Origin of the sequence: Vibrio sp. T20 (genome assembly GCF_007858795.1) — a bacterium.
Taxonomy (GTDB): Bacteria; Pseudomonadota; Gammaproteobacteria; order Enterobacterales; family Vibrionaceae; genus Vibrio; species Vibrio satsumensis.
This window is the reverse complement of the sequence record NZ_VFEB01000194.1, coordinates 21,904-48,526: the sequence shown is the minus strand read 5'-3', so window position 1 is coordinate 48,526 and position 26,623 is coordinate 21,904. Positions and strand designations below refer to the sequence as shown.

24 protein-coding genes are annotated in these 26,623 nt (G+C 45.4%); 5 read left to right on the top strand and 19 right to left on the bottom strand.

Translation table 11 applies throughout. From position 1 onward, the window contains the following. Nucleotides 1-188 precede the first annotated feature (188 nt). The gene (locus FTW16_RS20895) at nt 189-2,840 is read left to right on the top strand and encodes a beta-N-acetylhexosaminidase (protein ID WP_146492345.1); all 2,652 of its coding nucleotides are present in this window, start codon (nt 189-191) and stop codon (nt 2,838-2,840) included. A 536-nt stretch (nt 2,841-3,376) separates the two neighbouring features. Continuing rightward, nucleotides 3,377-4,033, top strand: coding sequence for an oligogalacturonate-specific porin KdgM family protein (locus FTW16_RS20890; RefSeq protein ID WP_019824160.1), 657 nt, complete (start codon nt 3,377-3,379; stop codon nt 4,031-4,033). Nucleotides 4,034-4,280: 247 nt separating this feature from the next. On the opposite strand, the gene FTW16_RS20885 is transcribed toward FTW16_RS20890, so the two are convergent. Together FTW16_RS20885 and FTW16_RS20880 are read right to left on the bottom strand one after the other, a co-directional pair. Then, on the bottom strand, nt 4,281-4,721 hold the full coding sequence (locus FTW16_RS20885; RefSeq protein ID WP_146492344.1) for a DUF411 domain-containing protein: 441 nt from the start codon (nt 4,719-4,721) through the stop codon (nt 4,281-4,283). Further along, nucleotides 4,711-7,494 (bottom strand): heavy metal translocating P-type ATPase, encoded by a 2,784-nt coding sequence (locus FTW16_RS20880; protein ID WP_146492343.1) that lies wholly within the window; start codon nt 7,492-7,494, stop codon nt 4,711-4,713. Before FTW16_RS20880 ends, FTW16_RS20885 begins: the two co-directional genes overlap by 11 nt. 332 nt (nt 7,495-7,826) lie before the next feature. Between FTW16_RS20880 and gltX the strand changes: the two genes are divergently transcribed. Beyond that, the gene (gltX, locus tag FTW16_RS20875) at nt 7,827-9,254 is read left to right on the top strand and encodes a glutamate--tRNA ligase (protein ID WP_136994714.1); all 1,428 of its coding nucleotides are present in this window, start codon (nt 7,827-7,829) and stop codon (nt 9,252-9,254) included. Nucleotides 9,255-9,340: 86 nt separating this feature from the next. Here the strand turns inward: gltX and FTW16_RS20870 are convergent, their stop codons facing one another. From FTW16_RS20870 to FTW16_RS20790, 17 genes are all read right to left on the bottom strand, one after another. Then, the gene (locus FTW16_RS20870) at nt 9,341-10,564 is read right to left on the bottom strand and encodes a beta-ketoacyl-ACP synthase (protein WP_146492342.1); all 1,224 of its coding nucleotides are present in this window, start codon (nt 10,562-10,564) and stop codon (nt 9,341-9,343) included. Continuing rightward, nucleotides 10,561-11,286, bottom strand: coding sequence for a 3-ketoacyl-ACP reductase FabG2 (locus FTW16_RS20865; protein ID WP_048659793.1), 726 nt, complete (start codon nt 11,284-11,286; stop codon nt 10,561-10,563). Before FTW16_RS20865 ends, FTW16_RS20870 begins: the two co-directional genes overlap by 4 nt. After that, a complete protein-coding gene (locus FTW16_RS20860) occupies nt 11,283-11,747 on the bottom strand; it encodes a hotdog family protein (RefSeq protein WP_146492341.1) in 465 nt (154 codons plus the stop codon). The genes FTW16_RS20865 and FTW16_RS20860 overlap by 4 nt, the downstream gene beginning before the upstream one ends. Further along, on the bottom strand, nt 11,740-12,939 hold the full coding sequence (locus FTW16_RS20855) for a beta-ketoacyl-[acyl-carrier-protein] synthase family protein (RefSeq protein WP_146492340.1): 1,200 nt from the start codon (nt 12,937-12,939) through the stop codon (nt 11,740-11,742). Before FTW16_RS20855 ends, FTW16_RS20860 begins: the two co-directional genes overlap by 8 nt. Before the next feature lie 5 nt (nt 12,940-12,944). Continuing rightward, nucleotides 12,945-13,568: a DUF3261 domain-containing protein gene (locus FTW16_RS20850; RefSeq protein ID WP_146492339.1), complete on the bottom strand. Its 624-nt coding sequence runs from the start codon at nt 13,566-13,568 to the stop codon at nt 12,945-12,947. Then, on the bottom strand, nt 13,565-15,937 hold the full coding sequence (locus tag FTW16_RS20845; RefSeq protein ID WP_146492338.1) for an MMPL family transporter: 2,373 nt from the start codon (nt 15,935-15,937) through the stop codon (nt 13,565-13,567). The genes FTW16_RS20850 and FTW16_RS20845 overlap by 4 nt, the downstream gene beginning before the upstream one ends. Further along, nucleotides 15,909-16,607, bottom strand: a complete 699-nt coding sequence (locus FTW16_RS20840; protein ID WP_146492337.1) for a LolA family protein — start codon at nt 16,605-16,607, stop codon at nt 15,909-15,911. The genes FTW16_RS20845 and FTW16_RS20840 overlap by 29 nt, the downstream gene beginning before the upstream one ends. After that, the gene (locus tag FTW16_RS20835) at nt 16,594-17,124 is read right to left on the bottom strand and encodes an acyl-CoA thioesterase (protein WP_017093402.1); all 531 of its coding nucleotides are present in this window, start codon (nt 17,122-17,124) and stop codon (nt 16,594-16,596) included. The genes FTW16_RS20840 and FTW16_RS20835 overlap by 14 nt, the downstream gene beginning before the upstream one ends. A gap of 38 nt (nt 17,125-17,162) precedes the next feature. Continuing rightward, nucleotides 17,163-18,710 (bottom strand): histidine ammonia-lyase, encoded by a 1,548-nt coding sequence (hutH, locus tag FTW16_RS20830; RefSeq protein ID WP_146492336.1) that lies wholly within the window; start codon nt 18,708-18,710, stop codon nt 17,163-17,165. Then, nucleotides 18,688-20,493 (bottom strand): glycosyltransferase family 2 protein, encoded by a 1,806-nt coding sequence (locus FTW16_RS20825; protein ID WP_146492335.1) that lies wholly within the window; start codon nt 20,491-20,493, stop codon nt 18,688-18,690. The genes hutH and FTW16_RS20825 overlap by 23 nt, the downstream gene beginning before the upstream one ends. After that, the gene (locus FTW16_RS20820; RefSeq protein WP_146492334.1) at nt 20,486-20,848 is read right to left on the bottom strand and encodes a 3-hydroxyacyl-ACP dehydratase; all 363 of its coding nucleotides are present in this window, start codon (nt 20,846-20,848) and stop codon (nt 20,486-20,488) included. Before FTW16_RS20820 ends, FTW16_RS20825 begins: the two co-directional genes overlap by 8 nt. A gap of 88 nt (nt 20,849-20,936) precedes the next feature. Next, entirely contained in the window at nt 20,937-22,325 is a 1,389-nt protein-coding gene (locus FTW16_RS20815) for an AMP-binding protein (RefSeq protein ID WP_146492333.1), read from the bottom strand. A 6-nt stretch (nt 22,326-22,331) separates the two neighbouring features. Beyond that, nucleotides 22,332-22,889 (bottom strand): septation protein IspZ, encoded by a 558-nt coding sequence (locus FTW16_RS20810; protein ID WP_146492332.1) that lies wholly within the window; start codon nt 22,887-22,889, stop codon nt 22,332-22,334. Next, nucleotides 22,889-23,146 carry an acyl carrier protein gene (locus FTW16_RS20805; protein WP_004739745.1) on the bottom strand — a complete coding sequence of 86 codons (258 nt, stop codon included), beginning with the start codon at nt 23,144-23,146 and terminating at the stop codon, nt 22,889-22,891. Before FTW16_RS20805 ends, FTW16_RS20810 begins: the two co-directional genes overlap by 1 nt. 10 nt (nt 23,147-23,156) lie before the next feature. Continuing rightward, complete coding sequence (locus tag FTW16_RS20800; protein WP_004736154.1) at nt 23,157-23,417, bottom strand: phosphopantetheine-binding protein; 261 nt, start codon at nt 23,415-23,417, stop codon at nt 23,157-23,159. Between the two features lie 105 nt (nt 23,418-23,522). Then, on the bottom strand, nt 23,523-24,293 hold the full coding sequence (locus FTW16_RS20795) for a lysophospholipid acyltransferase family protein (protein ID WP_146492331.1): 771 nt from the start codon (nt 24,291-24,293) through the stop codon (nt 23,523-23,525). Continuing rightward, the gene (locus FTW16_RS20790; RefSeq protein ID WP_146492330.1) at nt 24,293-25,054 is read right to left on the bottom strand and encodes a beta-ketoacyl synthase chain length factor; all 762 of its coding nucleotides are present in this window, start codon (nt 25,052-25,054) and stop codon (nt 24,293-24,295) included. The genes FTW16_RS20795 and FTW16_RS20790 overlap by 1 nt, the downstream gene beginning before the upstream one ends. A 72-nt stretch (nt 25,055-25,126) precedes the next feature. Here FTW16_RS20790 and FTW16_RS20785 point away from each other — a divergent pair, with 72 nt between their 5' ends. Together FTW16_RS20785 and FTW16_RS20780 are read left to right on the top strand one after the other, a co-directional pair. Continuing rightward, on the top strand, nt 25,127-25,516 hold the full coding sequence (locus FTW16_RS20785; RefSeq protein ID WP_019824137.1) for a hypothetical protein: 390 nt from the start codon (nt 25,127-25,129) through the stop codon (nt 25,514-25,516). Between the two features lie 29 nt (nt 25,517-25,545). Beyond that, complete coding sequence (locus tag FTW16_RS20780) at nt 25,546-26,619, top strand: methyltransferase (RefSeq protein ID WP_146492329.1); 1,074 nt, start codon at nt 25,546-25,548, stop codon at nt 26,617-26,619. Nucleotides 26,620-26,623 lie beyond the last annotated feature (4 nt).

Genomic DNA, 26,623 nt, shown 5'->3' with positions numbered 1-26,623 from the left:
GAAGTGCCGTCGATTCTAACTTTATGATTTTTATGTAATTAATTTTATCGCAAATTTTGAGATTTGAAGCTGATCACTTTATTAACTTGATTTAATTCACGGTAAAAAATAAGCCCATATAGTTTATCTAACTTTCGAAGCGCTCCACTTTGCTTCTGACTCAATTTTTTAATTTATGGGTGAATACGATGTTGAAGAGAAACTTACTATCTGTAGCGGTATTGGCTGGTTTGACGGGTTGTGCTGTAACACAAGCACCTGAGCAACAGGTGGTTAATGCACTGGCTGATAACCTTGATGTGCAATATGAAATCTTGACTAACCACGGTGCAAACGAAGGCATGGCTTGTCAGGATTTAGGCGCAGAGTGGGCATCATGTAATAAAGTAAACATGACGTTAACTAACGATGGTGAAGCAATTGACTCTAAAGATTGGACCATCTACTTCCACAGTATTCGCCTTATCTTAGATGTTGATAATGAGCAGTTTAAAATAACTCGCGTAACCGGCGACTTACATAAGTTAGAGCCAACCGAAAAATTTGATGGTTTCGCTGCGGGTGAAGAAGTGATTCTTCCACTGACGAGTGAATACTGGCAGTTGTTTGAAACTGACTTTATGCCGGGTGCATTCGTAACGGCACCAAACGCAGAACCTAAGATGATTGCTTCATTGAATACAGAAGATGTCGCGTCGTTCGTAACAGGTTTGGAAGGAAACAACCTAAAGCGTACACCGGATGACAACAACGTAATGGCGACAGCTGTTACGCGTTTCGAAAAGAATGCGGATCTAGCAACGCAAGACGTATCAACCACTTTATTACCAACGCCAATGTCGGTAGAAGCGGGTGAAGGTTCAGTCAGCATTGCTGGTGGTATTGCCCTACCTAAAGACGCATTTGATGCTGAGCAATTCGCAGCAATTGAAGAACGTGCAGATGTGGTAAACGTAGATGTGAGTGGCGACCTACCTGTTAGTGTCGCTGTTGTTCCTACTCAGTTTACGGGTGATTTAGCGAAATCTGGCGCTTATGAACTAAGTATCTCGGAAGAGGGGATTGCGATTAAAGCGTTTGATAAAACAGGAGCTTTCTACGCAGTTCAGTCTATTTTTGGCCTAATAGACAGTCAGAACGCTGAATCATTACCACAACTGTCGATTCAAGATGCGCCACGCTTTGATTACCGTGGTGTGATGGTGGATGTTGCTCGAAACTTCCACTCAAAAGATGCCATCCTAGCAACGCTAGATCAAATGGCTGCATACAAGATGAATAAACTTCACCTTCACTTAACTGATGATGAAGGCTGGCGTTTAGAAATCCCAGGTTTACCAGAGCTAACGGATGTAGGGTCTAATCGTTGTTTTGATTTGGAAGAGCAAAGCTGTTTATTGCCTCAGCTAGGTTCAGGTCCAACAACAGACAACTTTGGCTCTGGTTTCTTTAGTAAGGCGGATTACGTCGAGATCTTAAGCTACGCAAAAGCGCGCAGTATCGAAGTAATTCCAGAGATTGATATGCCAGCACACGCTCGTTCTGCTGTGGTATCAATGGAAGCGCGTTACACTCGCCTAATGGCGGAAGGTAAAGAAGCGGAAGCGAACGAATACCGCTTGATGGATCCACAAGATACATCGAACGTAACCACGGTTCAGTTCTACGATAAGCAAAGCTTCATTAACCCATGTATGGAGTCATCAACTCACTTTGTCGATAAAGTAATCTCTGAAGTGGCGGCAATGCACCAAGAAGCGGGCGTTCCACTAACTACTTGGCACTTCGGCGGCGATGAAGCGAAAAACATCAAGTTAGGCGCTGGCTTACAAGATATTAATGCAGAAGATAAAGTGGCTTGGAAAGGCAACATCGATTTGTCTAAGCAAGATAAGCCATTCCAACAGTCTCCACAGTGTCAGTCTTTGATCGCTGATGGTACTGTCAGCGACTTCGGTCATTTACCAAGTCACTTTGCAGAGCAGGTATCTAAGATTGTTGCTGACAAAGGCATTCCTCATTTCCAAGCATGGCAAGATGGCCTGAAGTACAGCGAAGGCGAGAAAGCATTTGCAACTGAAAGCACTCGCGTAAACTTCTGGGACGTTCTTTACTGGGGCGGCACTTCATCAGTATACGATTGGTCAGCAAAAGGGTATGACGTAATCGTCTCTAACCCAGACTACGTTTACATGGATATGCCATACGAAGTAGATGCAGCAGAGCGCGGTTACTACTGGGCAACGCGTGCAACCGATACCCGTAAGATGTTTGGCTTCGCACCAGAGAACATGCCACAAAACGCAGAAACATCATTAGACCGTGACGGCAATGGCTTCTCTGGTAAAGGCGAGATTGAAGCAAAACCTTTTTACGGTTTATCAGCGCAACTTTGGTCTGAAACAGTACGTACTGACGAGCAATATGAATACATGGTGTTCCCACGCGTTCTTGCAGCAGCTGAGCGTGCATGGCATCGAGCAGATTGGGAAAACGACTACAAAGTGGGCGTTGAATACTCTCAAGAAACTAACCTAGTGAATAAGCAAGCTCTAAACAGCGACTTTAATCGCTTCGCGAATATTGTTGGTCAACGTGAACTGGCTAAGCTTGAGAAAGCAGGCATTGATTATCGACTACCAGTTCCAGGTGCTAAAGTGGTTGATGGCAAGCTGGCGATGAACGTTCAATTCCCAGGCGTCGAGCTGCAATACTCTGCTGATGGCGAAAACTGGCTAACGTATGATGAGCAACAACGTCCATCGGTTTCTGGTGAAACTTACATCCGTTCTATTTCAGAAAGTGGTGAGAAAGTAAGTCGAGTAACGTCAGTTAAATAATCGATAAGCACTGTTATTAGTAGAAGAGCTCCCGAATTTTATCTTATCCAAGATAAAACGGGAGCTCTTTTTGTTTGCTGCGAATTAGGCTCTCATCCAAAACGGGAACATATAGAAACCGTCTTGGTCTATAACGTCAACAATACACATAAAGTGAGGTTCATCGCAAAAGTGACGCGCTTCTCATTATTCTCTTCAAAAAATAAGTCCCTCATAAAAAACTCTAAATCAGGTGTGATTCAATTAACTGAATCTAATTTCGCACCGTAAAATAATGTGATCCCGATCTGTACGTTTTTCCATCTTGAGTTTTTTATCAATTTTTATATTTTTAAGTTTTTGATTTTAATAAATTAAATAACTTGTTCTTTTTTGATAGTGAGAGAGATCACTCTGTCTGTTCTTTTATTTTGAAACGCAAATTAATTCGAGCAACATAGATTTCATGCCAGGGAGGCGACCAACTACTCAAGCGGTGAAGGTGAATGATGTACCGAAGATATGCCGCTGAAAAAATCAAACTAAGGCAGTTTACTATGAAAAAAATTATCGCTCTAAGTGCTCTTTCTCTTGCTTTCGCTTCTAGTGCTTTTGCTGGTTCTTCTTACGTTACAGGTAACGTTCAATTTCACTCTGATTTCCAACCAAACGCGACGTCAACTCTAGAAGCGGGCCACACGTTTGATTCAGGCACAACACTACTAACAGAGTTCGATGGTATCTCTCTTGGTAAGTACGACAATGACGCAATCCAAGACAGCGGTCTAGGTAACTCTCCATACATCACTCTAGGTGTTGAGCAGATGTACAACATCAATGACAACCTATGGGTTGCTGCGGGTTACCACCACCTACTAAACAACGGTGAAACGGTTCAGTACCGTCCATTGGTTAAGATCGGTTACAACTTCGATAACGGTATCTCTATTAGCAACCGTACTCGTTACCACGCTATGGAAGATAGCAAAGCTGACGATCAAACTCGTTTTGACAACCGTATCGGTTACGCAGTAAACGCTGAGCTAGCTCTAAGCTACAACAACGTATACGTAATCAGCGATGCTGATAACACAATGGACCACGAGCTTCGTGCTACATGGACTCGTCAAGGCGTTCAACCTTACTTTGAGTACCGTAACCAAGCTGACAACGCTAACAACGCATTCGTATTCGGTGCTTCTTACGGCTTCTAAGCTGATTCACTTGGCTGTTTAGTCGATTAGATTATTGGCTAAGTGAGCTTCTTTGCTAATTAGCTTTTTTGTTAACTAGCGACGAAAACATAGCGGTACCAACAGCCCGGTTGGTGCCGCGACAAGATTTGCTTTACTGTCCAAAAGCAAAGAGCCTAGCAAGTAAACCACAGTCTTGGGTTTACTTAATGTTAGGCTCTATTTTTATAACTTCTTAAATATTGCTTTGTGCCGGTTTCTTTACGCTCTAATTACCATCGTAATGACGGTATTCAAACACCTGACCTTTCTCATTAAACGCATACACAGAATACTCGTCTTTCTTATCGCCATACTCCATGCCCGGTGAGCCCATTGGCATACCTGGAACTGCTAAGCCAATTGCATTGCGTGGCGGGTTTTCTAAAAAGGCTTTAACATCATCAGCCGGAATGTGTCCTTCAAATACGTAACCATCGATCTCTGCTGTGTGGCAAGAGGCTAGCTCTGGCGTTACCCCTAGTTTCTGCTTGATTGGATTCATATCATCGTGGAGCTTCTCTGTAACATCGAACCCAGCATCTCGCATATGTTCAGTCCATTCTGTGCAGCAGCCGCAGTATGGTGATTTGTGGTTTAGAACATCAGTAGCTAAAGCTTGTCCTGAAATTGCAGCGAGTGCTGTAAGAGTCATAACTTTACGAATCATGGTTAACCTCATGAATATGGTTTTTATTGATATTAGAATGAGTGGGCTTGAACAATCTCAGCCTGTTGGCATTGCTCACTACTGTAATTGACGACATCGCCATCGCTGCGCCTGCAACGACTGGGCTTAGTAGAAATCCGAAAAATGGGTAGAGCACACCGGCCGCGATAGGAATACCAAGTGAGTTATAGATGAAGGCGCCAAAGAGGTTTTGCTTCATGTTTCTCACGGTCGCTTGGGACAGCTCTATCGCGTTACTGACAGATAAGGGCGACGAGTTGAGTAGCGTCATTTGCGCACTTTCAATCGCCACATCACTGCCACTGCCCATCGCGATACCGATATCAGCTTGAGCAAGCGCTGGCGCATCGTTAATGCCATCTCCAACCATAGCCACATTCTTATATTGTTGTTGAAGCTGAACAATATGTTGAGCTTTCTGCTCTGGTAGTACTTCCGAGATAACCTCATCAATACCGACGCTTTTGCCAATCGCTTGAGCAACAGAATCGTTGTCGCCTGTTAATAGCACGGTGTGAATTCCGGCGGATTTTAGTTGAGCAATGGCTTGTTTGCTATCTATTTTTAATGCGTCTGAAATGCCAAATATACCTTCCAGTTTTTGATCGATGACTACGAAGATGGGTGTCCATGCTTGTGTACGACAAAGCTCGATAAAGTCTGCGCCGATTTCAGTTTCAATACCGAGTTGGGAGAGGTACTTAAGTGAGCCGACTTGAACCTTCTTGCCGCTAATTATTGCTTGTACGCCAAGCCCTCGTTGGTTTTCGAACTCGCTATGGGGTAGTGCTGAAATCTGTAAGCTCTCTGCATATTGGCAAACGGCTTTGGCTAAGGGGTGCTCTGACCCTACCTCTACCGAATAAGCGTACGCCAGCAGTTCTTGCTCTGATAAATCGCCATAAAAGGCCTGCTGAACGGTTGGCTTGCCTTGGGTTAGAGTGCCTGTTTTATCAAACACGACAGCATCAATTTTGCTTGCAGATTGCAACACATCGGCATCTTTGATCAGAACGCCAAACTCAGCGGCTTTGCCAACGCCGACAGTAATTGAAAGTGGTGTCGCAAGGCCTAAGGCACATGGACAAGCGATGATCAGCACGGTAGTCGATACCACAAGCATGTAGCTTGCACTGGGTTGTGGGCCAACAAAAAACCAAACTAGGGCGGCAACAGCTGCGATTACGACCACAACGGGCACGAACACGGCAGAAATAGAGTCGGCAAGTTTCGCTATCGCAGGTTTGCTGCTTTGTGCCTGGCGAACCATCTGAATGATTCGAGCTAACATGGTGCTTGAGCCAATCCCCGTCGCTTCAATAATTAAGCTACCATCGCCATTAATGGTGCCCGCAGAAACGCCATCACTCACCGATTTAACGTTGGGAAGTGGTTCACCGGTCAGCATCGATTCATCGATGTAAGACTCACCAGATACCACAACACCATCAACTGGCACTTTTTCTCCCGGTTTGACGCGTACTTGCATGCCGACTTGGATAGCTTCTACAGCAATGGTTTGTTCTTTGCCATCGACGATGACCACCGCTTTTTGAGGTTGTAAGTTAATCAGTGCCTGTAGCGATTTCGTGGTGCGAGCTTTGGCTTTGGCTTCAATGTAGTGACCCAAAGAAATAAGGCCAACGATCATCGCACTAGCCTCAAAGTAGACATGGCGAGAGGCTTCTGGGAACCATGATGGAATCAGCACAACCAACATTGAATAGAACCATGCTGCGCCTGTACCTAGAGCGACGAGTGTGTCCATGGTAGCGCGTTTGTGCATCAGTGATTGCCACGCGTTAGTGAAGAAGCTCCGCCCAGAGGTGGCTAGTAGCACTAGGCAGATCACACCAATGAAGCCCCAAGCCAGTTGGTCACTAAGTGTAGCAATGGTCATGCTGCCACCGAATATGCCCCATACCATCAGCGGAGCCCCAAGCAGTAGTGCGCTCACTGAGTTTTTCAGGAAGGCCTTTTGAGTGCGAAGTTGCTGTTCTTGTTGTTTTTGCTGTTGAGTCGCTGCATCGTCGACAAACTCGGCGCCATAACCTGCAGCTTTCACCGATTTGATTAGAGCGTTTTCAATGATGTCTCTTGTTTGAGAGGTGAAAACCAAGGCAGTCTGCTCTGCAAGGTTAATCTGTGCTTGGTCGACGAACTCATTCTTTTTCAATGCTTTTTCGACCGAAGAAACGCAACTCGCACACGTCATTCCCTCAAGAACAAGGTGATAGGTATATTGGCTGGCAACGGGTTCAGTTAAAGTTGCTTCTGTAGGCGCCAGTTTTTTATCTTCTTCTAAATCTGAACTCGATGAAAGGTCATTCGTTTCAGAGTAGGGAGCTGCGTGATAACCCACGCTTTCGACCAGCTCAATAACCTCGGATTCAGAAAGCAGAGTAACCAGTGATAGCTCCTGTTTGCTGACTTCTAGGTTTGAGGTTTGCTCGGTTTGTTCAAGCGCTTGAGTCAGTTTGCTCACACACTTTCCGCAGCTGAGGCCGGATAGCGAAAGGTGCAGCTGATTACCCATAGAATAGCCAAGCGTTGCTAACTGTTCGTTGAGCTGAATGTAACTAGAAGGGGTCGAAATATCGATGTAGGTTGGCGATATGTCATTGATCGTCGTGTTGTTGAGATCGCCAAACAGTGTGCGGACTTTCTTTGCACAACCCATGCAATTTAGGCCGTTGAGCGCGGTTGCGTAGTGATTCATATCGATACTCCAATTCTCATCTACGCCTAACATAAACCTTCCCGTAAGGGTAAGGTCAAACATAAATTCAAGAATTTGATCTTAGTAGAATATGAATGAGTGAGTTACGTTTGTGGATACGCGGGGAACTAAAGTAAAGCGTGGTTTTTATTTATTGGTTACAGGCTGTAGATTTTCGACTTCGAAGCTGGATTTAGCCTTTCTACAATCGCTTTCGCACAAGATCAGCACATTAATCATTCACTACTGATTGTAGATTTAAGCGGTGGTGATAAAATAGCGCCCAAAATTTAGTGATATTTGTCTGCTGCAGGCTTTGTAATAGCGATCACTAAAAGAATCACCTACATAATCAAGGTATTTAAATGACGGTTAAAACTCGTTTTGCTCCTAGCCCAACTGGCTATCTTCACGTTGGTGGTGCACGTACTGCACTTTACTCTTGGCTATTCGCTAAGAATCAAGGTGGTGAATTCGTTCTACGTATCGAAGACACGGACCTTGAGCGTAACTCTCAAGAAGCGGTTGATGCAATTCTAGAAGGCATGCAATGGATGGGTATGGAATGGGACGAAGGTCCTTACTACCAATCTAAGCGTTTTGACCGTTACAACGAAATGGTTGATAAGCTACTTGCTGAAGACAAAGCATTCAAATGCTACGCGTCTAAAGAACTGCTTGATGAAATTCGTGCAGAGCAAGAAGAAAACAAAGAAATGGCTCGTTACGATGCGAACCACCCTAAAATTGTTGCAGCAAACGAAGCAGCAAAAGAAGGTGATGCATGTGTTATCCGTTTCCGTAACCCAAAAGAAGGCAGCGTAGTATTTGATGACCAAATCCGTGGTCGCATTGAAATCGCGAACAGCCAACTTGATGACCTAATCATTCGTCGTACAGACGGTGCACCAACATACAACTTCGTAGTGGTTGTGGATGACTGGGATATGGGGATTACACACGTTGTTCGTGGTGAAGATCACATCAACAACACACCTCGTCAAATCAACATCTATGAAGCACTAGGCGCGCCAGTTCCAACTTTCGCTCACTGTGCAATGATTCTTGGTGATGACGGTGCAAAACTTTCTAAGCGTCACGGTGCTGTTTCTGTAATGCAATACCGCGACGAAGGTTACCTACCAAATGCACTAAACAACTACCTAGTTCGTTTAGGTTGGTCTCACGGTGACCAAGAGATCTTCTCTCAAGAAGAGATGATTGAATTCTTCAGCCTGAACGCTATCAGCAAGTCTGCTTCTGCATTCAACACTGATAAGCTACTTTGGTTGAACAACCACTACATCAAGACTTCTGAGCCTGAGTACGTTGCTAAATACCTGCAATGGCACCTAGACGCACAGAAGATCGATACAACAAACGGCCCAGCTATCACTGAAGTGATCAAGCTAGTTGGCGAGCGTTGTAACACGCTTATCGAACTTGCTGAGCAATCTCGTTACTTCTATGAAGATTTCTCTGAGTTTGAAGCTGGCGCAGCGAAGAAGCACCTACGTGGTGTTGCTAAAGGCCCACTAGAGCTTGCTCTTGCTAAGGTTGAAGCACTTGAAGATTTCACTACTGCAAACATCAAAGATGGTGTGATTGCAGCAGTATGTGAAGAACTAGAGATTGGCATGGGTAAAATCGGCATGCCACTTCGCGTAGCAGTAACAGGCGGTGGTCAGTCTCCTTCTGTTGATGCAGTGATGGAGCTTGTTGGTAAAGATCGCGTAATCGCTCGTATCAAGATGGCTCTTGAGTTCATCGCTGAGCGTGAAGCTAACGCTTAATTGAGCGATTGCTAGAATCAAAAAAGGGTCAGTAACTTGGTTACTGACCCTTTTTATTTGTCTTGAGTTTTGTCTAATAAATAAACTTAAATCTTTTTGAAGATAATAGATGTGTTAATGCCACCAAAGGCAAAGTTGTTGCTCATCAGATATTCAATATCCAATGCGCGACCAGAACCTGTAATGTAATCGAGTTTGCCGCAGCGTTCGTCGATGTTCTCAAGGTTTAAGGTTGGGCTGAACCAGCCGGAATGCATCATCTCCAAGCTTAACCAAGCTTCAATTGCACCACATGCGCCAAGCGTATGGCCGAAGTAGCTTTTCAATGAACTGATTGGCACTTCTCCGAAAATATTCGCCGTCGCATTACTCTCTGCAATATCACCTTTTTCAGTCGCCGTTCCGTGCGCAGAAACATAGCCAATTTTCTCAGCAGGAAGCTGTGCATCTCTTAGTGCTTTCTCCATACATATTTGCATGGTTTCCATCTGAGGTTGGGTCACATGGGCTGCATCGCAGTTGCTGGCAAAACCGATGATCTCAGCGTAGATTTTTGCACCACGAGCGACTGCATGTTCATATTCTTCAAGAATAAGCGTGCCAGCACCTTCACCGATAACCAAGCCATCGCGCTCACTGTCGTAAGGGCTAGGGGATTTTTCTGGTGTGTCGTTTTTTAAACTGGTAGCAAAAAGGGTATCGAAAACGGCAGACTCAGTTGGACATAGTTCTTCACCACCACCGGCAACCATCACGGTTTGGTAGCCGTGCTTAATTGCTTCATAGGCGTAACCAATGGCTTGGCTTCCAGAAGTACAAGCGCTGCTGGTGGGAATCACACGGCCACGCAGTCCAAAGAACAGACCTACGTTTACCGCAGCTGTGTGTGGCATCATTTGAACGTAAGTGGTTGCTGTGATTGCTCGTGTCGACTTCTCATTCAGCATCACACCAAACGCACCAACCGCATCGGTACTGCCGGTTGAAGAGCCGTAAGCAATACCCGTTTCGCCATTGGTCAGTACATCATGGCCAATCAAGCCTGCTTGCTCCAATGCATTCTCAGTAGCAACAGTGGCTAGGCGTGATACGCGCCCCATGCCACGTACTTGCTTGCGCTTGTAGTGTTTTGGTAATTGGAAATCATCAATAGGCGCAGCAAGCTTAGTGTTGAGACCGTCATATTGCTCGAAGCTTGGCATATATTGAGTCGCATTTTCACAGGCCTTTAGCTTTGGCTCGATGTGCTGCCAGTCGTTACCAAAGGCGGTAACGCCAGACATTCCGGTTACAACAACGCGGCGGGTCATACTAAGCCTCCGTTTACTGAAATCACTTGGCGAGTAACGTAGCCTGCAATATCAGACATTAGGTAACTCACTAGCCCTGCCACTTCTTCCGGCTCACCCATTCGGCGCAGTGGTACTTGAGGAAGTGCATGATCTTTCACGTGCTCGTCAACCATACCGGTATCGATTAAGCCTGGAGCGACACAGTTTACTGTGATTTTGCGTTTTGCTAGCTCTAGAGCAAGGGACTTAGTTGCGCCAATCACACCAGCTTTCGCTGCAGCATAGTTAGTTTGTCCGCGGTTACCCATGATGCCTGATACAGACGCTAGAGTGACGATGCGGCCGCCTTTGCGCTTTTGGACCATAGGCATTACACAAGGGTGAAGTACGTTGTAGAAGCTGTCTAGGTTGGTATGGATCACGCCATCCCACTCTTCTTCTGTCATGGCAGGGAATGCAGTGTCGCGAGTAATGCCTGCGTTGTTCACTACACCATAGTAAGCGCCATGTTCAGCAATATCAGACTCAAGCGTTTTGCGACATTCGCTGCGGTTGCTGATATCAAATTGGATAAGACGCCCAGCACCACCCAGTTCGGTGATCGACTGCAATGTCTCTTCAGCGCCTTGCTTGTCACCCATGTAATGAACGGCGATTTCAAATCCGTCTTTCGCGAGTTGAATAGCGATCGCTTTACCAATGCCTTTGCTGGCACCGGTGACTAAAACCTGACGGGTCATGATGGGCTCCTAGTTTTCATTTCTTGTAATTTTTGTTCGGTCGGCACGTAGACGTTGAGCTGGCATTGAGCCACCAACTCGCCTTGGTCTTCCACTCTGGCAGTAAACACGGCCATGCCACTGTCTTCCATAAGCTGTTCGGCATAGACGTCAAGGGTCTGACCTTGAGTAAACTCATCACACAGTGATTTGTAGCGACGAGAACCGAGCAGGAAGCCGATAGGGGGAGTGGTGCCGTTTTTGATTGCATGGTATCCAGACCACGCCGCTACAGACTGCGCCATAAACTCGATGCCAACATAAGCTGGGACCGTTTGAGATTCGGCATTAAAGAACAGATTATGGTCACCAATATCGACCTGACAGTGGATCGACAACGCCTCTACGCTGATAGCACGATCGATTAATATCATCGGATCATCGTGAGGAAGAAGTTGGTCTACAGAAGGGATATCAGTCATTTACTACACCAAAAATCAGGCTAATGTTGTTACCACCAAAAGCAAACGAGTTGCTTAAGATATTCTTTACTTTAAGTTTCTGGGAACAGTTTACCAAATCAATCTCAATATCTTCAGCTTTATCCTGACATTTTTGTAAGGGAAGCGGTAAGTCGTATTTCAAAATATGCCATGCAATTGCAGCCTCTATCGCACTTGCGGCTCCAAGAGTATGCCCTGTGAGCGGCTTGGTTGAGCTAACGGGAACCTTGTTTGCAAAAATACGATGAATGGCTTTGCTTTCCATTGAATCATTGAGTGGCGTTGCGGTGCCATGGGCATTTATATAACCGATCTCTTCTGCTTGTAATTGAGCAGAATCTAACGCTTTTCTCATCGCTTGTTCCGCGCCATTTCCTTCTGGGTGGGGCGCTGAAATATGGTGTGCGTCGGAGCTGTCACCACAGCCTAATAGGGCAATTTGAGGTGTGTTTTGAGTAGAATGAACACGCTTGATCTTGGTTTTACTGAGCAACATAAATGCTGCTGCTTCACCAATATTGATGCCATCTCGAGATTCGCTAAATGGCTTACAATGTTTGGTTGAAAGGGCTTCAAGACCATGGAAACCATTGAGTGTCAGCTTACACAAGGTATCCACACCACCTACTAATACGGCATCAGCCATGCCTGAATCTAACAAGCGCTGGGCGGTCAGAAACACGCGACCGCTGGATGAGCAAGCCGTAGAGATGACATAGTTTGGCCCCGTTAACGCGCAGTATTGGCTAACGAACTCAGAAGTGTCACCAAGCTCTTGTTTTGAGTAATGGTAATCTTCTGGAAACTCACCGTTTGTCAGTTTTTGTTTGAAGGCCGCTTCACCATCGGAGATCCCAGAGGTGCTGGTGCCGATAACAACAGCAATACGGTCTGCGCCAAACTGTGCCTTGGCAAGTTCAATAGAATCTTTGATTTGGTTGAGAGCTGACAACGCCAGCTGATTGTTGCGAGTGGCATACTTCACGAGGGTGGATGGAACCTCTGGTAGCTCACCTGCGATTTTGCCAACGACAGTGTGTTTGCCGTCGTTCAGCATATCGCTCACTTCAACCATGTTTGGTTCACGTTCGTCTTTTAGGCAGGCATGAATGTCAGTAATACTTGAGCCTAGCGCTGAGTGGAAACCACAGTCTTGAATGTAAATAGGCATAGTGTTCAACTCTTACTTGGGTTATCAACAATCGTTGAGTTCAACGTTTGTATGGTGATGGTATAGCCTTGGGTCAAATGTTTGAAAACAATGTTGCCAGCAGTTTTGTGTGTATTCGGTTCTGCTTGGTAATCAATTCGGATGATTGCCTGCTTCTTGTCATCAAATACAATGCGGCTGTTATCTGTATCGACCAAATGCCAGCCAATACCTTGTAGAGGTTGAGCCCATGCTTCTGCCGGCCATAAGGTCAACATTAAGTTAAATAACACCTGTTCGGGCTGTGGCAAAGTTGCGCCAAGCCCAGACAAAACCTGCGTATCAATCACTTGATTTTGGTATTGCAGCGATAAGATGCGCGTTCCCCAAGAGGAAAAACCCGCTAACACGACTTTATCTGGTGTGACTTCGACTTGAACAGGCAGTTGCTGCGTATCGTCTTGCCATGTTGCGCTGATCAGCTGGCTTGCTGTAAATGAGTACCCCAGTTCAGCAGGCAGCGGCAAGGCTAGCTCGGTGTCTTTGTCGATTGCGACACTTGCGCCTGTAGGCTGTTGAGACACCATCGAACAAGCGCTGAGTAGTAAGCCCAATCCAACGGCGAGCGCTATCTTGATTGTTTTGATCATCTATAAGCCTCTCGAGAGGTTGGTCGTTCTACGCTTTTGCCACTGTTGATCGCGAGTGGGGAAAGAAGCCACGCAACAAAAATCCCTGTCAGAACCGTCACCCCGAAGCTATGAATGGCGTGAGTCTGACTCAGCGACAGTAAGCCAAACGAAAGCAGCGTCGTGAGGCCGGATAAGCTAATAGCGAGCAAGGTACTGAGCGATTTTCTCTGTTCTGCAAAGAACAAGGTATAGTCGATGCCAATCCCTAAAATCAGAATCAAGCCTAGTAGATTAAACAGGTTCAACGTTGAACCTAAAATGCCAGTGACCGCTAAACCTGCTACGCCTGCAATTAATGAAGGCAACAGCATTAATAGGCTTTGCTTCACACCATAACGCCAGCCTAAAACCATCCCAATGGCCGCCAACGCTATCAATAATAACTCTGTGATCTTGACTCTGTATTCCGTAAAGAGAGCAGATATTTCATCGGCTTTATTGAGGTATTTAACACCTTGTTGCTGAGCAAAGCTTGAATCGAGCCATTGAGAGAACAGCTCTGAGTTTGTGACGTCTTTGATCAAAATGACCGATGCTGCTTGGCCGTCGATTGGGTTTAACCAAAGTGGTCGAACAGGCTCTGAGACTGGAGACCCCAAAAATCCAGATACCGTAATTGCTTCGAACTTCGGTAATTCTGGAAAGCTAGGCCAACCTAAAGTGTTTTGTAAGATATGGCTTTGTTGGTTATAGAGTTGTTCAACCAATTGGTAGTTATCATGTTGTTCTTGCTTGCTTAACAAGTGCTGATTGATGCTACGATATCCGGAGATACCTTGTCGATCGACTAGGGAATCTAAGCTCGTGGTAACTTCTGCCAGTTTTTTGAGTAGCTTTTGATCACTCTTTGCGGTCACCAGGAGCATATTTTGACCATTGCCTAGCCCTGATATCTCAGTGATGGCTTGCTCTTGCTGTTTTAGTTGCTCTGGCATCGCCTGAAGTTGGCGGATATCGTCGTCGTAACGAACTTGACTGAGTGATATCAAGCTAACGACAGTTACCGTTAATGGTAAGCCAATTCTAAATTTTTGGTTGTTCCAGATACTTAACCAAGCATGCCAAAGCTTCGACAGGGGAAGTGGGCGCTCTTGGCTTGGTTTTGCCGCTAAAACCGGATACCAACACACCACACTGGCGTAAGCTGCGATAAGTCCAATCGACGAAAAAAGAGCAAGTTGCTGTAAGCCTGGGAAAGGCGCCACCAACAGACCTAGGTAGCCAATCAAGCTGGTGATCAGACCCAAGGTGATCGCAACGAGAATATGTTTCAACCCTTTGTCGCTTTGCCATTGATTACCAGCCGCCAAACGATCGGTTAGGTAATGGAAAGAGTAGTCGATGGATACGCCAATCAAGCTGGCACCGAACACCAAACTAAATAGGTGAACCTTGCCGAAGATAGCGACGGTGCTTGCCAGCGCGACCAATAAGCCGGTACTGATTGAAAGTAAGGATAAGGCAAGTGGTAGGGCACTACGAAACGTCAACCACACCAATAAAATAACACCGGCTAATGAGCCCAAACCAATAGTACTGATTTCTGATTTCGCGCTTTCGGTACCGTAATTGGCGTAGAACACCACACCGGTATGCTGCACTTTGATGTCAAATTGTTTTTCGACTTCGCGCTCAATTGAATCAAGATCGGGAAGTTGCTCTTGAATCGCCAAGCTATAAGGCGAGCCAGCCAGTGTAGCCGTCACCAAAATATGAGTTTGCTCATTAGATTGAGCGGTGAGGTATCCCTCTTTCAGAACAAAGTTACTTGATTGAACGCCAACAGCACTGATGTAGTCGCGAAATAGTAGAAATGGATCCATCGACAGTTCGGCTGCAGTCACGCCTGAGAACGGATTGTACAGAGACTGAATGACGTATTGAGCTCGCGAATCCGGCGAGTGTGTCAGCGTCTCTTTTTGTTGCTGGGTCAGAAGTTGAGCTCGGTGACGAAAATAGAAATCGCTCCACTGGCTTTGAGTGCTGGCGTTGATTTTCCCTTGAACTTGCTTAAACAGAGTTGGCTGGCTTGAGAAGGTTCTTTGATTGAGTTTTTTTTCAAAAGCGTCAGCCGCTGTCATGGCTTTTTCGATGTCGGGGGCGCTGATGATAAACACTACTTGCTCGCTCATCGAGCTGGATATTTGCTGAAAGGCTTGCTCTACCATTGGGTCTTGCTGGTTTTCTGGTAGTAACTTTAGAATGTTGCTTTCAATCGGTACCGACGAAGAAAAAGCGAATTGTTTTATTAACAATCCGCTAAATAGCACTACGATAACAAGCCAAACAAAGGCCAGACTAGAGTTGGAATTGTTGCGCTTCAGCATCTGATAATACTTCCGGTAGATGGCTTAATTGGCTAAATTCGATCACCGTGCTGTCTCCACGAATCTCTCTCAACTCAATACGTTCAATATCATTTTTACCTTGCAGCGTAATGGCTTCAAACACCGCGTTCATCGGAGCACTTTTCGGCTTTAGAGTGAGTGTCCATCGTGTGTCTTGTGAACTTGCGTTTGCACTTTCATCAGTGTTTGTAGTGGTTTCGGGCTCAAAATCGAGTGCGAACTGTTCTTGAAGTTTTTGCGTGTCTCCATGAAACACTGACAAGAAGATATGGCTGAAATAAAATGCCATTGGGTTTTCTTTATCGGTGATGATTTTCGCGGGTTGATCGGCAAATCTTTGGCTCAACTTATTATCAGTGAGCACTAAGCTCACAGGAAACGGCGTTGTTTGTGTCCAGAGTAGGCCACTTGATTTGTCTAACAGGAATGTACCTTGCGATGTCAAAGGTTGGGCGAACATTTCCATGTTGCGCGTTTGGGTGAACTCACCACGCACTATGTTGTTTGCGCTTAACACGGTTTGTAGCTCTGAAATAGAACCAACCGTAGATGTACTTTCATTAGCAATAACAAAACTACTCGCCATCATTGAGGCAAGCCCTAGTAGTGCGATGCTGATGTGTTTGCGACTGCGTTTAAACAGACTCATGTTTCACCTGCTGCTGTGTGTTAGATACTTGAGGTTGGTCTGATTGTTGGTCGCTTGGTTGTTGCTCAGTTGATTGGGGTAAGCAACCAAACTGGTGCCAGTGCTCGACTTTATCTGTAAACACTTTCGGTGAAGCGAAGCACATCTCTTGTTCTTCAATGGTCACCGCAACCTGCATTGTGTGGGCGCGTGTCATGCGAGCACCTGTGTTGGCATCGTGAATTTCGTAGTCAACACGCAGGCGGTTTTCCCATTCAGTCAACTTAGCCGATACCTTGATCTGATGATTGAACGGTATCGCCTTAATGTACTTTACACGCGTGTCGATGATCGGCCACATGTAGCCTGAGTCCTTCATCTCATGGTAGTTGTACTCAATCTTATCCATCATGATGCGCCTTACTTCTTCAAAAAATCGGAAGTAATTACCGTGATAGATCACGCCCATCGGGTCGGCATCTTGGAATGAGGTAATCAGAGTCACCTCAGATTGTAATGGATGAAGGATTTCAGACATAAATCGCTCTCAACATATTGCGTAAAGGGTTAGCTACTCTATGAGTAAAGTGACCAGTGCTGACTTTGAATACGAGCAATGAAGTGGCGTAGATCGCCTTCAAGTGGTCGGTCTTCAACGATAAATTCAAACTCTTTAAGCACTTCGTCGCGAATATGCTTTAGGTTCTCACTCATGTGGTGCTCATCAAGCTCATTGTGGCGTTTACGAAGCTCAAGCGCTTGTGTACCCGCTAGAAGTGACGCTGCCGCCACTTGTTCGGTTAGCTCTAGAACGCGTAAACAGTCACGAGCTGCGATGGTGCCCATGCTGACTTTGTCTTGGTTGTGACACTCTGTTGAACGAGAGAACACGCTTGCTGGCATGGTGTGTTTCAATGCCTCTGCTGTCCAAGCTGAAACGCCAATCTGTACCGCCTTGAAGCCGTGGTTGATTGGCTTACGTTCGCCTTCAGCCCCCGTTAGGTTGAATGGCAAACCGTTGTTGAACTTGTAGTCCATCAGCTGAGCCATTTGACGGTCAAGCAGGTCAGCAAGGTTTGCTACGGCAGTTTTTAACGTATCCATCGCCATAGCGATATGACCACCGTAGAAGTGTCCACCGTGCAGCACGCGCTCGTTGTCACCGTCGATAATCGGGTTGTCGTTAGCACTGTTTAGTTCGTTCTCGATCATTTGGCGTAGCCAAGGTAGAGAGTCTTGAACCACACCAATCACATGCGGAGCACAACGCAGAGAGTAACGATCTTGTAGGCGGTCACTGTTACGTGGTGGACGGTCGGCTTGCAGGTCATCACGTAGCCATGCCGCAACTTGCTGCTGGCCTGGATGTGGTTTAACAGCAAATAGCGCTTCATCGAAGTGGAAGTCGTTGCCATGCATGCCGACAGATACCATTGCGGTGATCTTAGTTGATAGCTGAGCTAGGTATTCTGCGCGTTTGTAGGCGATACAAGCCAGTGCCGTCATCACTGATGTACCATTCATCAATGCTAAGCCTTCTTTTGGCTTGAGTTTGATAGGGTTAATGCCTAGCTCTTTGTAGACATCACTGGTTGGGCGAACTTCACCCTTGTAGATAACATCGCGCTCGCCGATCAGGGCTGCAGCTAAGTAAGAGAGAGGCGTCAAGTCGCCACTAGCACCAACAGAACCTTCTTGCGGAATACGCGGTGAAATATCTTGGTTGATCAGGGTAACGATTTGATTGAGCAGATCGTGAGTCACACCGGAGACACCTTGCGACAACGAACAAAGACGCGTTGCTAATACTGCACGAGCTTGCTCATGAGACAGTATTTCACCTAAGCCACAACCGTGGAAGCGCGTTAAATGCAATGGCAATTCATCAACAAGGTTTGGTGGAATTGCTACGGTACATGAATCTCCGTAACCCGTTGTCACGCCATAAATCACGCCTTCTTCTTTCAACAGGCGTTCTAAGAAAGTGACACCTCGGTCAATCTTAGATGTGAACTCGTTACTTGAGTTCATCGAGGCTTTTGCGCCCTGTGAAATAGCGACAACATCCTCAATCGTGAGGCGTTCGGCACCAAAATTGATGCTATTTGGATTCTTTTTCGTCATGGTGCTTGCTCAGTGTCCAAAAATTAAAAAAGTTGTACCACTGAAGCGGTGCTTGCAGTGTGTAGTGCTGAAGTCGGTTTGCGTATTTCTGCACGACTTGCTGTAAAGATTGTTCGCGAGTCTTTCTAGGTAATTCTATTTTGTCGCTAAAATGCTCGAAATAGACATTAAAGTGCGGCTTAGTTCGTGAGTCATCACGTAGGCCAAACAGTAAAAATACGGGTGCTTTTAGCACAGAGGCTAACATAAATGGACCTTGAGGGAAGGGTGCTTCCTTACCTAAGAACTCTGCCCATACCGAGCGGCTCTCTTTGCTGGTGGAGGTTCGATCGCCAACAATTACGATCCATTCTCCTTGCTCCAACTTCTGTTGTAATAAGATAGCCGTATCTGGTCCCATCGATGTCACTTGAATCAGGTTTAAATCAGACTGCGGGTTAACTGCTTTCATTACTGAATTAAAACGTTCAGCGTGCTCAGTGAAAACCAGAGCGTTGATTTTAATGTTCGAGTGTCGGCGGCCTAAAGCGCGACACAATTCGATGTTGCCTAGGTGAGAACCTAAAATCAGCACACCTTGCTTATTTTCCACCATGCTCTCAAATTGCTCTTGACCATGAATGGTCAGGTTATCGACCGAAAAGTCTCCTTTCCATGCCGCCAGCTTGTCTAACATAGTATGACCAAACGAGAGCAGATGGTTATAACTGTTTAATTCAGCGGGTAACTCTATATTTTGCTGTTCCGCATAGGCTTTCAATTGAAACAAGTATTGTTCAGAAGCGTTTCGCGCGCGCTTGCCTGTTAAGTGGTAGTAACGCATCACACCACGCAAAATCAGGTTAAATACACCACGACCTAATAGGGTATAAACCGCCAACAGCAGTTTGATGCCGATTACGGTGCCGCGTTCTTGAGTGCGAGACCAATGGGGTTGTTCTGACTCGTTGTTGTTTGATCCAGTCGATGAATCTTGTTTTTGACCATCTTCAGCAGACGTTGATTTGAAATGGCGAGCAATCAGCTTGGGTGCTCTTGGCAGCATGCCGAAGAACAGTCGCGTGTGCATCCAACTGATTTTGACGTTATCCCACAACGCATCGAAATGAGAGATGCCGTTTTCAGGATAGATAACCCGAGTTTCAACGAAGTCGATGTCACAACCTTCCCAATACAGGCGAACCAAAATCTCAATATCGAAGTCCATTCTCGAACCAACATCGTACTTATTCAACACTGTTTGAGTTTGGTGGATGGGATACGCTCTAAAGCCACACATGCTGTCTTTAATTGATAAAGAAAGGGTTTCTATCCATACCCAAATGTGTGTCGCGTAGCGCCCATAGAGCCTTGCCTTGGGCACGCTGTCATCGTAGATAGGCTGACCTGATATCAAGCGCTGAGGTTTGTCTTGCGAAGTTTGGATTAATGCGGGTAGTGCTTCTAGGTCGTGTTGCCCATCAGCATCAATCTGGATGGCATGACTAAAGCCGAGCTCTTGCGCTCGCTTGATGCCAGCCTTTACTGCGCCGCCTTTGCCTTGATTCTGTTCAAGCGTCACCAAAGTCACGCGTGAGTTTTCCGCTAGAGGAGTCAGAAACTGTTTGGTCGCGAGCTCACTGCCATCGTCAACGATGATGATCGGCAACTCAAAATGATGGAGTGACGACACCACTTCAGGCATGGTTACGCCATGGTTAAAGCACGGGATAAGGAAGCAAGCATTATAGCTGCTTTCTTTTGTTTGGTGCTGAGAAGTAGCCTCGACGGGAGTGCTATTCACTTTTCTCTCCCAGCTTCATTTTGCCTGAAGAGTGGGTCTGTTCACCGCTGTTTGAGGTGTAACTGAAGCTCAGCTTATTTTTGTCAGCATCCCATTTGAGTGATAGCTGAATTGTAGCGTCAGGCAGGATAGGCTCTTGGAACTTGATGACTTCCATGCCTTTAAAGAAACCAGGGACGTTTAGCTCTTGGACAGCGTAATGAAGTGCCCAATCAATTTGCGTGACGCCCGGTAGAATTGGGAAGCTCTTGAAGTGTCCCTTAAAATCGGTGATATCTCCGCTAACATTAAGTGTCAGGGTCGATTCATTTTCTACAGTGTCTACCGCAATGACGGTTGGTTTTCTATTATCCATAGGGCGTGCTTAGAATCCTTGGGCAAATATTGGTTCTTTGACAAAAATATAAAAAGATAATCTCAGTGTAAAATACGATCAGCGGTTTCTATGATTTTATTAGCTGTTCTATGTGAGATGTTAATCGCTTACCTTGGCTGTTGAGGGGAATCTCATCGACAACACGGTACTTTCTTGGGATAGCGATTGGCTCTAACCACTTTCTTAGCTCTGTGCGCAGCATCAGCCAGAATTTACCTTTACTCATAGTTGATAGAGTGGCTTGGCCTTCATCTGATAAGACCAAAACCGACGCCAAGATTAAGCGTTCAGGCTCTTCAAATGGAATCACCACGCATTCACTTATCCAAGGCAGTTGCTCTAGTCGTTTTTCGACTTCAACCAGTGATACTCGTTTTTCTTCTATCTTGATCACTCGGTCGGTCCGGCCTTTCAATACAAATTGATTATCCGAGACCATTTCGCACTCATCGGCGGTTTGATACCAGTTGTTTTTGTCGATGTACGGCGACAATAACTTAATGCAATTCTCACTGTTGAGATTAGCCTCAATACAGTCAAAAAGCTGCCAAGGTGTTTGGGCACTCTCTTGTTGGCGAAATGCGATACCACCGGTTTCTGTGCTACCAAAGACTTCAATCGGTAAATGACCAAGCAGGCTTCGTGATTGGTGAGCAGACTCAGTCGGTAATGGGCCACCAGAAGAGAACACACCAGCAAGCTGTGCAGATTTTGTTTCGTGCTTTAATCGTTTGAGCAGAGCAGGGCTGCTGATCAGCACACAGTTTTTATTGGCGTGAGACAGAATCTGTTCAGGGTACTCAAGGTTGTTTCTTGCAAATGGAACGCCAGAACAGAGCGGCCATAAGATTCGAAACAACAAACCATAGATATGCTGGTGCGAGACCGTACTGTGAACTCGATTACCCCTGAGCAATTCGCCCCAGTTCTTATCTAGCTGAGCAGTTTCAATATCTAGGTGTTCTAATGTTTTATCTATCGCTTTGGGTGTGCCACTTGAACCTGAAGTAAACAGGGTCAATTGGATGGCTGCCAAATCCATGGTCGCGAGATTATCGATTAGAGGTTGCTTTGACGAGGTGCTTGAGTCCAATAAGGTTTGGATATTGCGAACGTCACTCACCTCAACTTCGCCAATCGAGTCATCAACTAGCAGGTAATCAAATTGTTCACTTAACTCAGCAAGCGCACATGGCTGGTAGTTGCCCGGTAAGATGATGTGTTTGTTGGCTGCTGCACTGGCCCAAAAGGCCACCGCAAATAGGTAGCTGTCTTGGGTACAAATCGCGACTCGTTGAAAAGGGGATAAAGACAAAAGTTGTACGAGTTGAGATAAGTTGTCGTTAAATGTTTGCCACGTAATCTCGCTGTTGTCGTCAAAGCAAACAATAGATTCAGGGGCTCTGTCCTGGCTGAGAAGCTCAGACAACGAGGTGTAAGATACGGTTTGGGTCATAACAATTTAACTCTGACGAATGCGCTGTCTTACTACCCACTCTCCTGCAAAGAGTAACCCTGCGAATAAATAGCTGAGTAAGCCATTGTATAGGGTCCATACTTCTAGCGGTTGGAAGCAGGTGTAAAGAGCAATAGAGCCATTGATAACAAAGAACAAACACCAAGCTTTGGTGACTTTTCGTGTGTAATCAACGCCACTTTGTGGAAGTTCAGGCTCTTGAAGGCGAGCAAGACGCTCGATAATCGTTTGTGGTTGCCAAAGGCTCGAAGCGAATACCACCAGCATACAAACGTTAACGATCACGGGGTAATAGGTTAGCCAGCCATGCTGCTTGAAGGTTAATCCTAATGCCAGCAGAACAATACCGGCACTTCCACTGATCCAAGCTAAGTGTTTTAGCTCTTTGATTTTAGCCTGACCGCCGGTGAAAATGCGGACAGCAAAGATAGCGGCCAAGGCAATTCCAACGGTTTGTAAGCCAAACTTGTTGAGCCCAAAGTAAACCGCTATTGGATAAGTAAAAAGTATGATTGCCGACAGTAAAGTCAGCAGAGGGCGCATTAGGCGTCCTTCAATAGTTCAACCACAGATTCGACAACGTCATTCACGGTGCGTACTGCTTTGAACTCTTCAGGTTTGATCTTCTTACCTGTTACGTTCTGTAGGTGAACGACCAAATCAACCGCATCAATGCTGTCTAGGTCTAGATCGAGATAAAGGTGTGCTTCAGGAGTAATATCTTCCGCATCAAGCTCGAACAGCTCAATAAGCGCATCTTTAACTTGGTTGTATACTTCTTGTTGGTTCGCTTGTGTCATAAAGATTTGTCTAGTTGTTCGTTTGAGAAGAGATGTAGTTCGCTAGATTTTCAACTGACGCAAAGTGCTGTCGAGTGTTTGAATCGTCGGCATCAATAACAATATTGTACTTTTTCTTGATAGCAAGGCCAAGCTCAAGGGCATCGATAGAATCTAGTCCAAGTCCATCACCAAATAGTGGAGCTTCCGTTTCAATCTCATCAATACTCATATCTTCAAGGTTCAATGCGTCGATGATTAGTTGTTTCAGTTCGTTGTGTAATGTTTCCACTTTGGCCTACTTAATGCTTTATTTGAATGCTGCTTTAAGGGGGCGATTCTACATTATATGAGGTATTTTCGAAATGCCGATATCGCCTGTTATGTTATTGATACGCTAAATGTTTTCTTCGGAAGGGAAAATTGTTTGTGCAAGATGATGATTAAGGCGCCTTGCTGCCGAAGTTAAATTATTTGAGCCTTCAATAAATGGTTCGACTTCTATTTTACCTTTCACCGCGACATGAAAAAAGGGCTTCGTCGCAGGAACTTGATACCATTTTTTCTCTTTCGTTAAGAATGTCGGAGAAACAGTAATATGGATCACGCGTAAATCGGTTTGTGTTCGAGTCGCGATTTGTGCCGCCCCACGCTGTAAGGATGGTTCAATTCCTGGCGTTGTGCGAGTTCCTTCGGGAAAAACAAGCAAGACATTACCGCGTGAGAAGCGCTCTTCACAGCGATCTAAAAGATCGTCAGGGGCTTGGTTGGGTATATAACCTGCTGCTTTGACAATCCTTTTCATAAAAGGGTTTTCCCAAATAGCGGCCTTAACGAGGCAATCACACTGAGGAAGTTGAGAGGCGATCAATACATAGTCAATCAAGCTAGGGTGATTGGCGACGATGATGCAGTTACGATCTTCACGTAATAGATCCGCACCATCAATTCGGTAATCAATTGCCCCGGTAAATTTCATGATCTGGCAAAAGGCGTTGAATGAGAAACGGATTAATCGCTGTGCTTTAAGCTCTCTTTTAATAGTATTGGGAGTCGTTAAAGCGATAGTCGGTAAGATTAAGAAGCTTAATATTAAGCCTCCGAGACCAAAGATGGTAAAGCAGAGCCCTGTAGCAAATACTCGCCAATATTGGTCGACTTTACTCATTATAGTGCCTCAGATCTTACGTTGTTTACCCACGACCATTGTTGCTGCTTGCCCGTAATAGTCCAGTTTGGTGTCTTCTGAAGAATATTATGCAGTGCTTTCAGAGCTTGTGGTAAGTCAGCAAGTGAGTCCTCAGCGTTCAACATTTTGGCATCTGTTACTCTAGATATAGAGTACTCACAACCAGCAGTAAGCACTAAGCCCAGCGCATAATCAGCAAAGTTCTGTGTTTCGTACTCTTGGTAGAGTTCAGGCAGAGGTTGGTCGAAATCAACCACCAATACACGGTGTGACGGGTACTGGTGAAGGTAAAGATAGGCTTCAATCAGTGCGTTATGGAAAGTGTCTTGTCCTGCGGCAATTGAGGTCAGTGGAATAGGTGCTTTTGCGGCAATTGTTGTTAACCCCGCAGCTGTATTGTGTACTGACTGAGAAAAAGCCATTGGAGAGGCGTCGTCACCTTCTAATATTGATTGAATTAAAGTCGCGGTTCGGTGTAGCTCACCATGTCGGCTGGCAAACACTAGATAATCAATAGAGGTGTCTTTCAAAAGGGTTAATGCGGTTTGGACGGCCAATTTGCTTTGCATACTCATTCGGCGGCGCATCATTGGAGGGATGGCTTTAAATTCAGTTGAGCCATCTTGAGGCCAGTCTAAATTAGTGCTCCACGCTTGCCATTCTGCAACGGAATTGAGACCGGTCGAATTTGCAGACCATTTCTCAATATTAAACGACATTAATTGGGATTGATTTGACATAGAGTATTGATTTGCTTTGGCTCTAACTAAATACTATGCGTGCTTATAAACAAACACAGATAAGGAATTTAAATGAAATTACTAAAAATAGCCGTTTCAATGTTATTCATATTCGTTCTTGCTGGATGTGGACGTGTCCAACCTGTAATGAATGTTGAGGATACTCCAGTTGCACTGAATCTTCAAAGTAAACAGGTGAAATCAGCTATTTATGAGTCTGCTGAGAACCGAGGCTGGTTGGTTTCAGAAATAAAGCCTGGTTTGATCCGCGCTGAATTGTATGTTCGCTCGCACCATGCTGTGGTTGAAATTCCTTATAGTGATAAGTTTTACTCTATTCTTTACGTTGAGTCAGAGAATTTGAAGTACGACGATGGTGAAATACACCGTAATTACAATCGTTGGGTTAATAACTTAAACGTTGATATTAAACGTAAGCTTGCACAAATGGCAGCTGAGTAACCCTCTATTATTTAAAAGTTAGGTTTTTCGTGTCGGAATATAAATTAGATCCATTCAATGCATTAGAAGCAAAAACAGAAGCTCAAAAATTGTCTTTCGCTCCTATTGTTTTTCATACTGCTCGTACACTTCGTGATTTAGGTATTTTAAAAGCCTTAGATGATGCGGGCAACGAGGGTTTGCCAGCAGAGACGCTCTCTGAAATAACCGGTGTATCCGAGTACGGCGTGAAAGTTCTGCTCGATATGGCGTTAAGTGCCCATATTGTTACTTGGGACAAACCTAACTATAAAATGGCCAACCTTGGCTTTTACCTTCTGCACGATGGCATGACTAACGCGAACATGGATTTCACTGCTGATGTTTGCTACGCCGCGATGATGCATTTAACGGAAGCGATTGAAGAAGGTACACCTGCCGGCTTGAAAGAGTTGGGTGACTGGGAAACCATTTACCAAGGTTTGTCTCAATTGCCAGAAAAAGCAAAAGAGAGCTGGTTCAAGTTTGATCACTTCTATTCCGATCGTTCGTTCCCTGTTTTGCTTGAGAAAGTCTTTAGCAAGAAACCTAAATCACTAGTGGATATTGGCGGTAACACGGGTAAGTGGGCAATGCAGTGCTGCAACCACGACTCAGATGTTGAGATAACGATTGTCGACTTGCCACAGCAACTAGAAATGGCAATGACAAACGCGACACAACATGGCCATCAAGACCGAGTGACGCCATTCCCAGCCAACATGCTCGACAAACAACAAGCGTTGCCGACGGGTGCAGATGTGTGGTGGATGAGCCAGTTCCTTGATTGCTTCTCGCCAATGGAGATTCTGAGCATATTAAAGCGTGTTCGCTCTCATATGTCAGAAGAGGCAACAGTCTATATCCTTGAACTGTTTTGGGATGCACAGAAATACGATGCGGCTTCTTATAGCTTAAACGCGACTTCTCTTTACTTCACTTGTTTGGCCAACGGCAACAGTCGTTTTTACCGCAGTGAAGATTTCTTAGAGATCGTTGAAGAAGCTGGCTTTGAAGTGGTGGCCCGCACCGACGATATCGGTCTTGGTCATACACTGCTTGAATTGAAAGCTGGCGCGCAATAAAAAA

What these genes read in the sequence shown, in the direction of transcription:
- FTW16_RS20790 (WP_146492330.1), bottom strand. Translation starts at nt 25,054, where the DNA reads ATGTCAAATCAATCCCAATTAATGTCGTTTAATATTGAGAAATGGTCT.
- FTW16_RS20885 (WP_146492344.1), bottom strand. Translation starts at nt 4,721, where the DNA reads ATGATTCGTAAAGTTATGACTCTTACAGCACTCGCTGCAATTTCAGGA.
- FTW16_RS20845 (WP_146492338.1), bottom strand. Translation starts at nt 15,937, where the DNA reads ATGCTGAAGCGCAACAATTCCAACTCTAGTCTGGCCTTTGTTTGGCTT.
- FTW16_RS20895 (WP_146492345.1), top strand. Translation starts at nt 189, where the DNA reads ATGTTGAAGAGAAACTTACTATCTGTAGCGGTATTGGCTGGTTTGACG.
- FTW16_RS20865 (WP_048659793.1), bottom strand. Translation starts at nt 11,286, where the DNA reads ATGACCCGTCAGGTTTTAGTCACCGGTGCCAGCAAAGGCATTGGTAAA.
- FTW16_RS20860 (WP_146492341.1), bottom strand. Translation starts at nt 11,747, where the DNA reads ATGACTGATATCCCTTCTGTAGACCAACTTCTTCCTCACGATGATCCG.
- FTW16_RS20880 (WP_146492343.1), bottom strand. Translation starts at nt 7,494, where the DNA reads ATGTTAGGCGTAGATGAGAATTGGAGTATCGATATGAATCACTACGCA.
- FTW16_RS20805 (WP_004739745.1), bottom strand. Translation starts at nt 23,146, where the DNA reads ATGACACAAGCGAACCAACAAGAAGTATACAACCAAGTTAAAGATGCG.
- FTW16_RS20870 (WP_146492342.1), bottom strand. Translation starts at nt 10,564, where the DNA reads ATGACCCGCCGCGTTGTTGTAACCGGAATGTCTGGCGTTACCGCCTTT.
- FTW16_RS20820 (WP_146492334.1), bottom strand. Translation starts at nt 20,848, where the DNA reads ATGGATAATAGAAAACCAACCGTCATTGCGGTAGACACTGTAGAAAAT.
- FTW16_RS20890 (WP_019824160.1), top strand. Translation starts at nt 3,377, where the DNA reads ATGAAAAAAATTATCGCTCTAAGTGCTCTTTCTCTTGCTTTCGCTTCT.
- gltX (WP_136994714.1), top strand. Translation starts at nt 7,827, where the DNA reads ATGACGGTTAAAACTCGTTTTGCTCCTAGCCCAACTGGCTATCTTCAC.
- FTW16_RS20840 (WP_146492337.1), bottom strand. Translation starts at nt 16,607, where the DNA reads ATGAGTCTGTTTAAACGCAGTCGCAAACACATCAGCATCGCACTACTA.
- hutH (WP_146492336.1), bottom strand. Translation starts at nt 18,710, where the DNA reads ATGACGAAAAAGAATCCAAATAGCATCAATTTTGGTGCCGAACGCCTC.
- FTW16_RS20855 (WP_146492340.1), bottom strand. Translation starts at nt 12,939, where the DNA reads ATGCCTATTTACATTCAAGACTGTGGTTTCCACTCAGCGCTAGGCTCA.
- FTW16_RS20785 (WP_019824137.1), top strand. Translation starts at nt 25,127, where the DNA reads ATGAAATTACTAAAAATAGCCGTTTCAATGTTATTCATATTCGTTCTT.
- FTW16_RS20835 (WP_017093402.1), bottom strand. Translation starts at nt 17,124, where the DNA reads ATGTCTGAAATCCTTCATCCATTACAATCTGAGGTGACTCTGATTACC.
- FTW16_RS20850 (WP_146492339.1), bottom strand. Translation starts at nt 13,568, where the DNA reads ATGATCAAAACAATCAAGATAGCGCTCGCCGTTGGATTGGGCTTACTA.
- FTW16_RS20810 (WP_146492332.1), bottom strand. Translation starts at nt 22,889, where the DNA reads ATGCGCCCTCTGCTGACTTTACTGTCGGCAATCATACTTTTTACTTAT.
- FTW16_RS20795 (WP_146492331.1), bottom strand. Translation starts at nt 24,293, where the DNA reads ATGAGTAAAGTCGACCAATATTGGCGAGTATTTGCTACAGGGCTCTGC.
- FTW16_RS20815 (WP_146492333.1), bottom strand. Translation starts at nt 22,325, where the DNA reads ATGACCCAAACCGTATCTTACACCTCGTTGTCTGAGCTTCTCAGCCAG.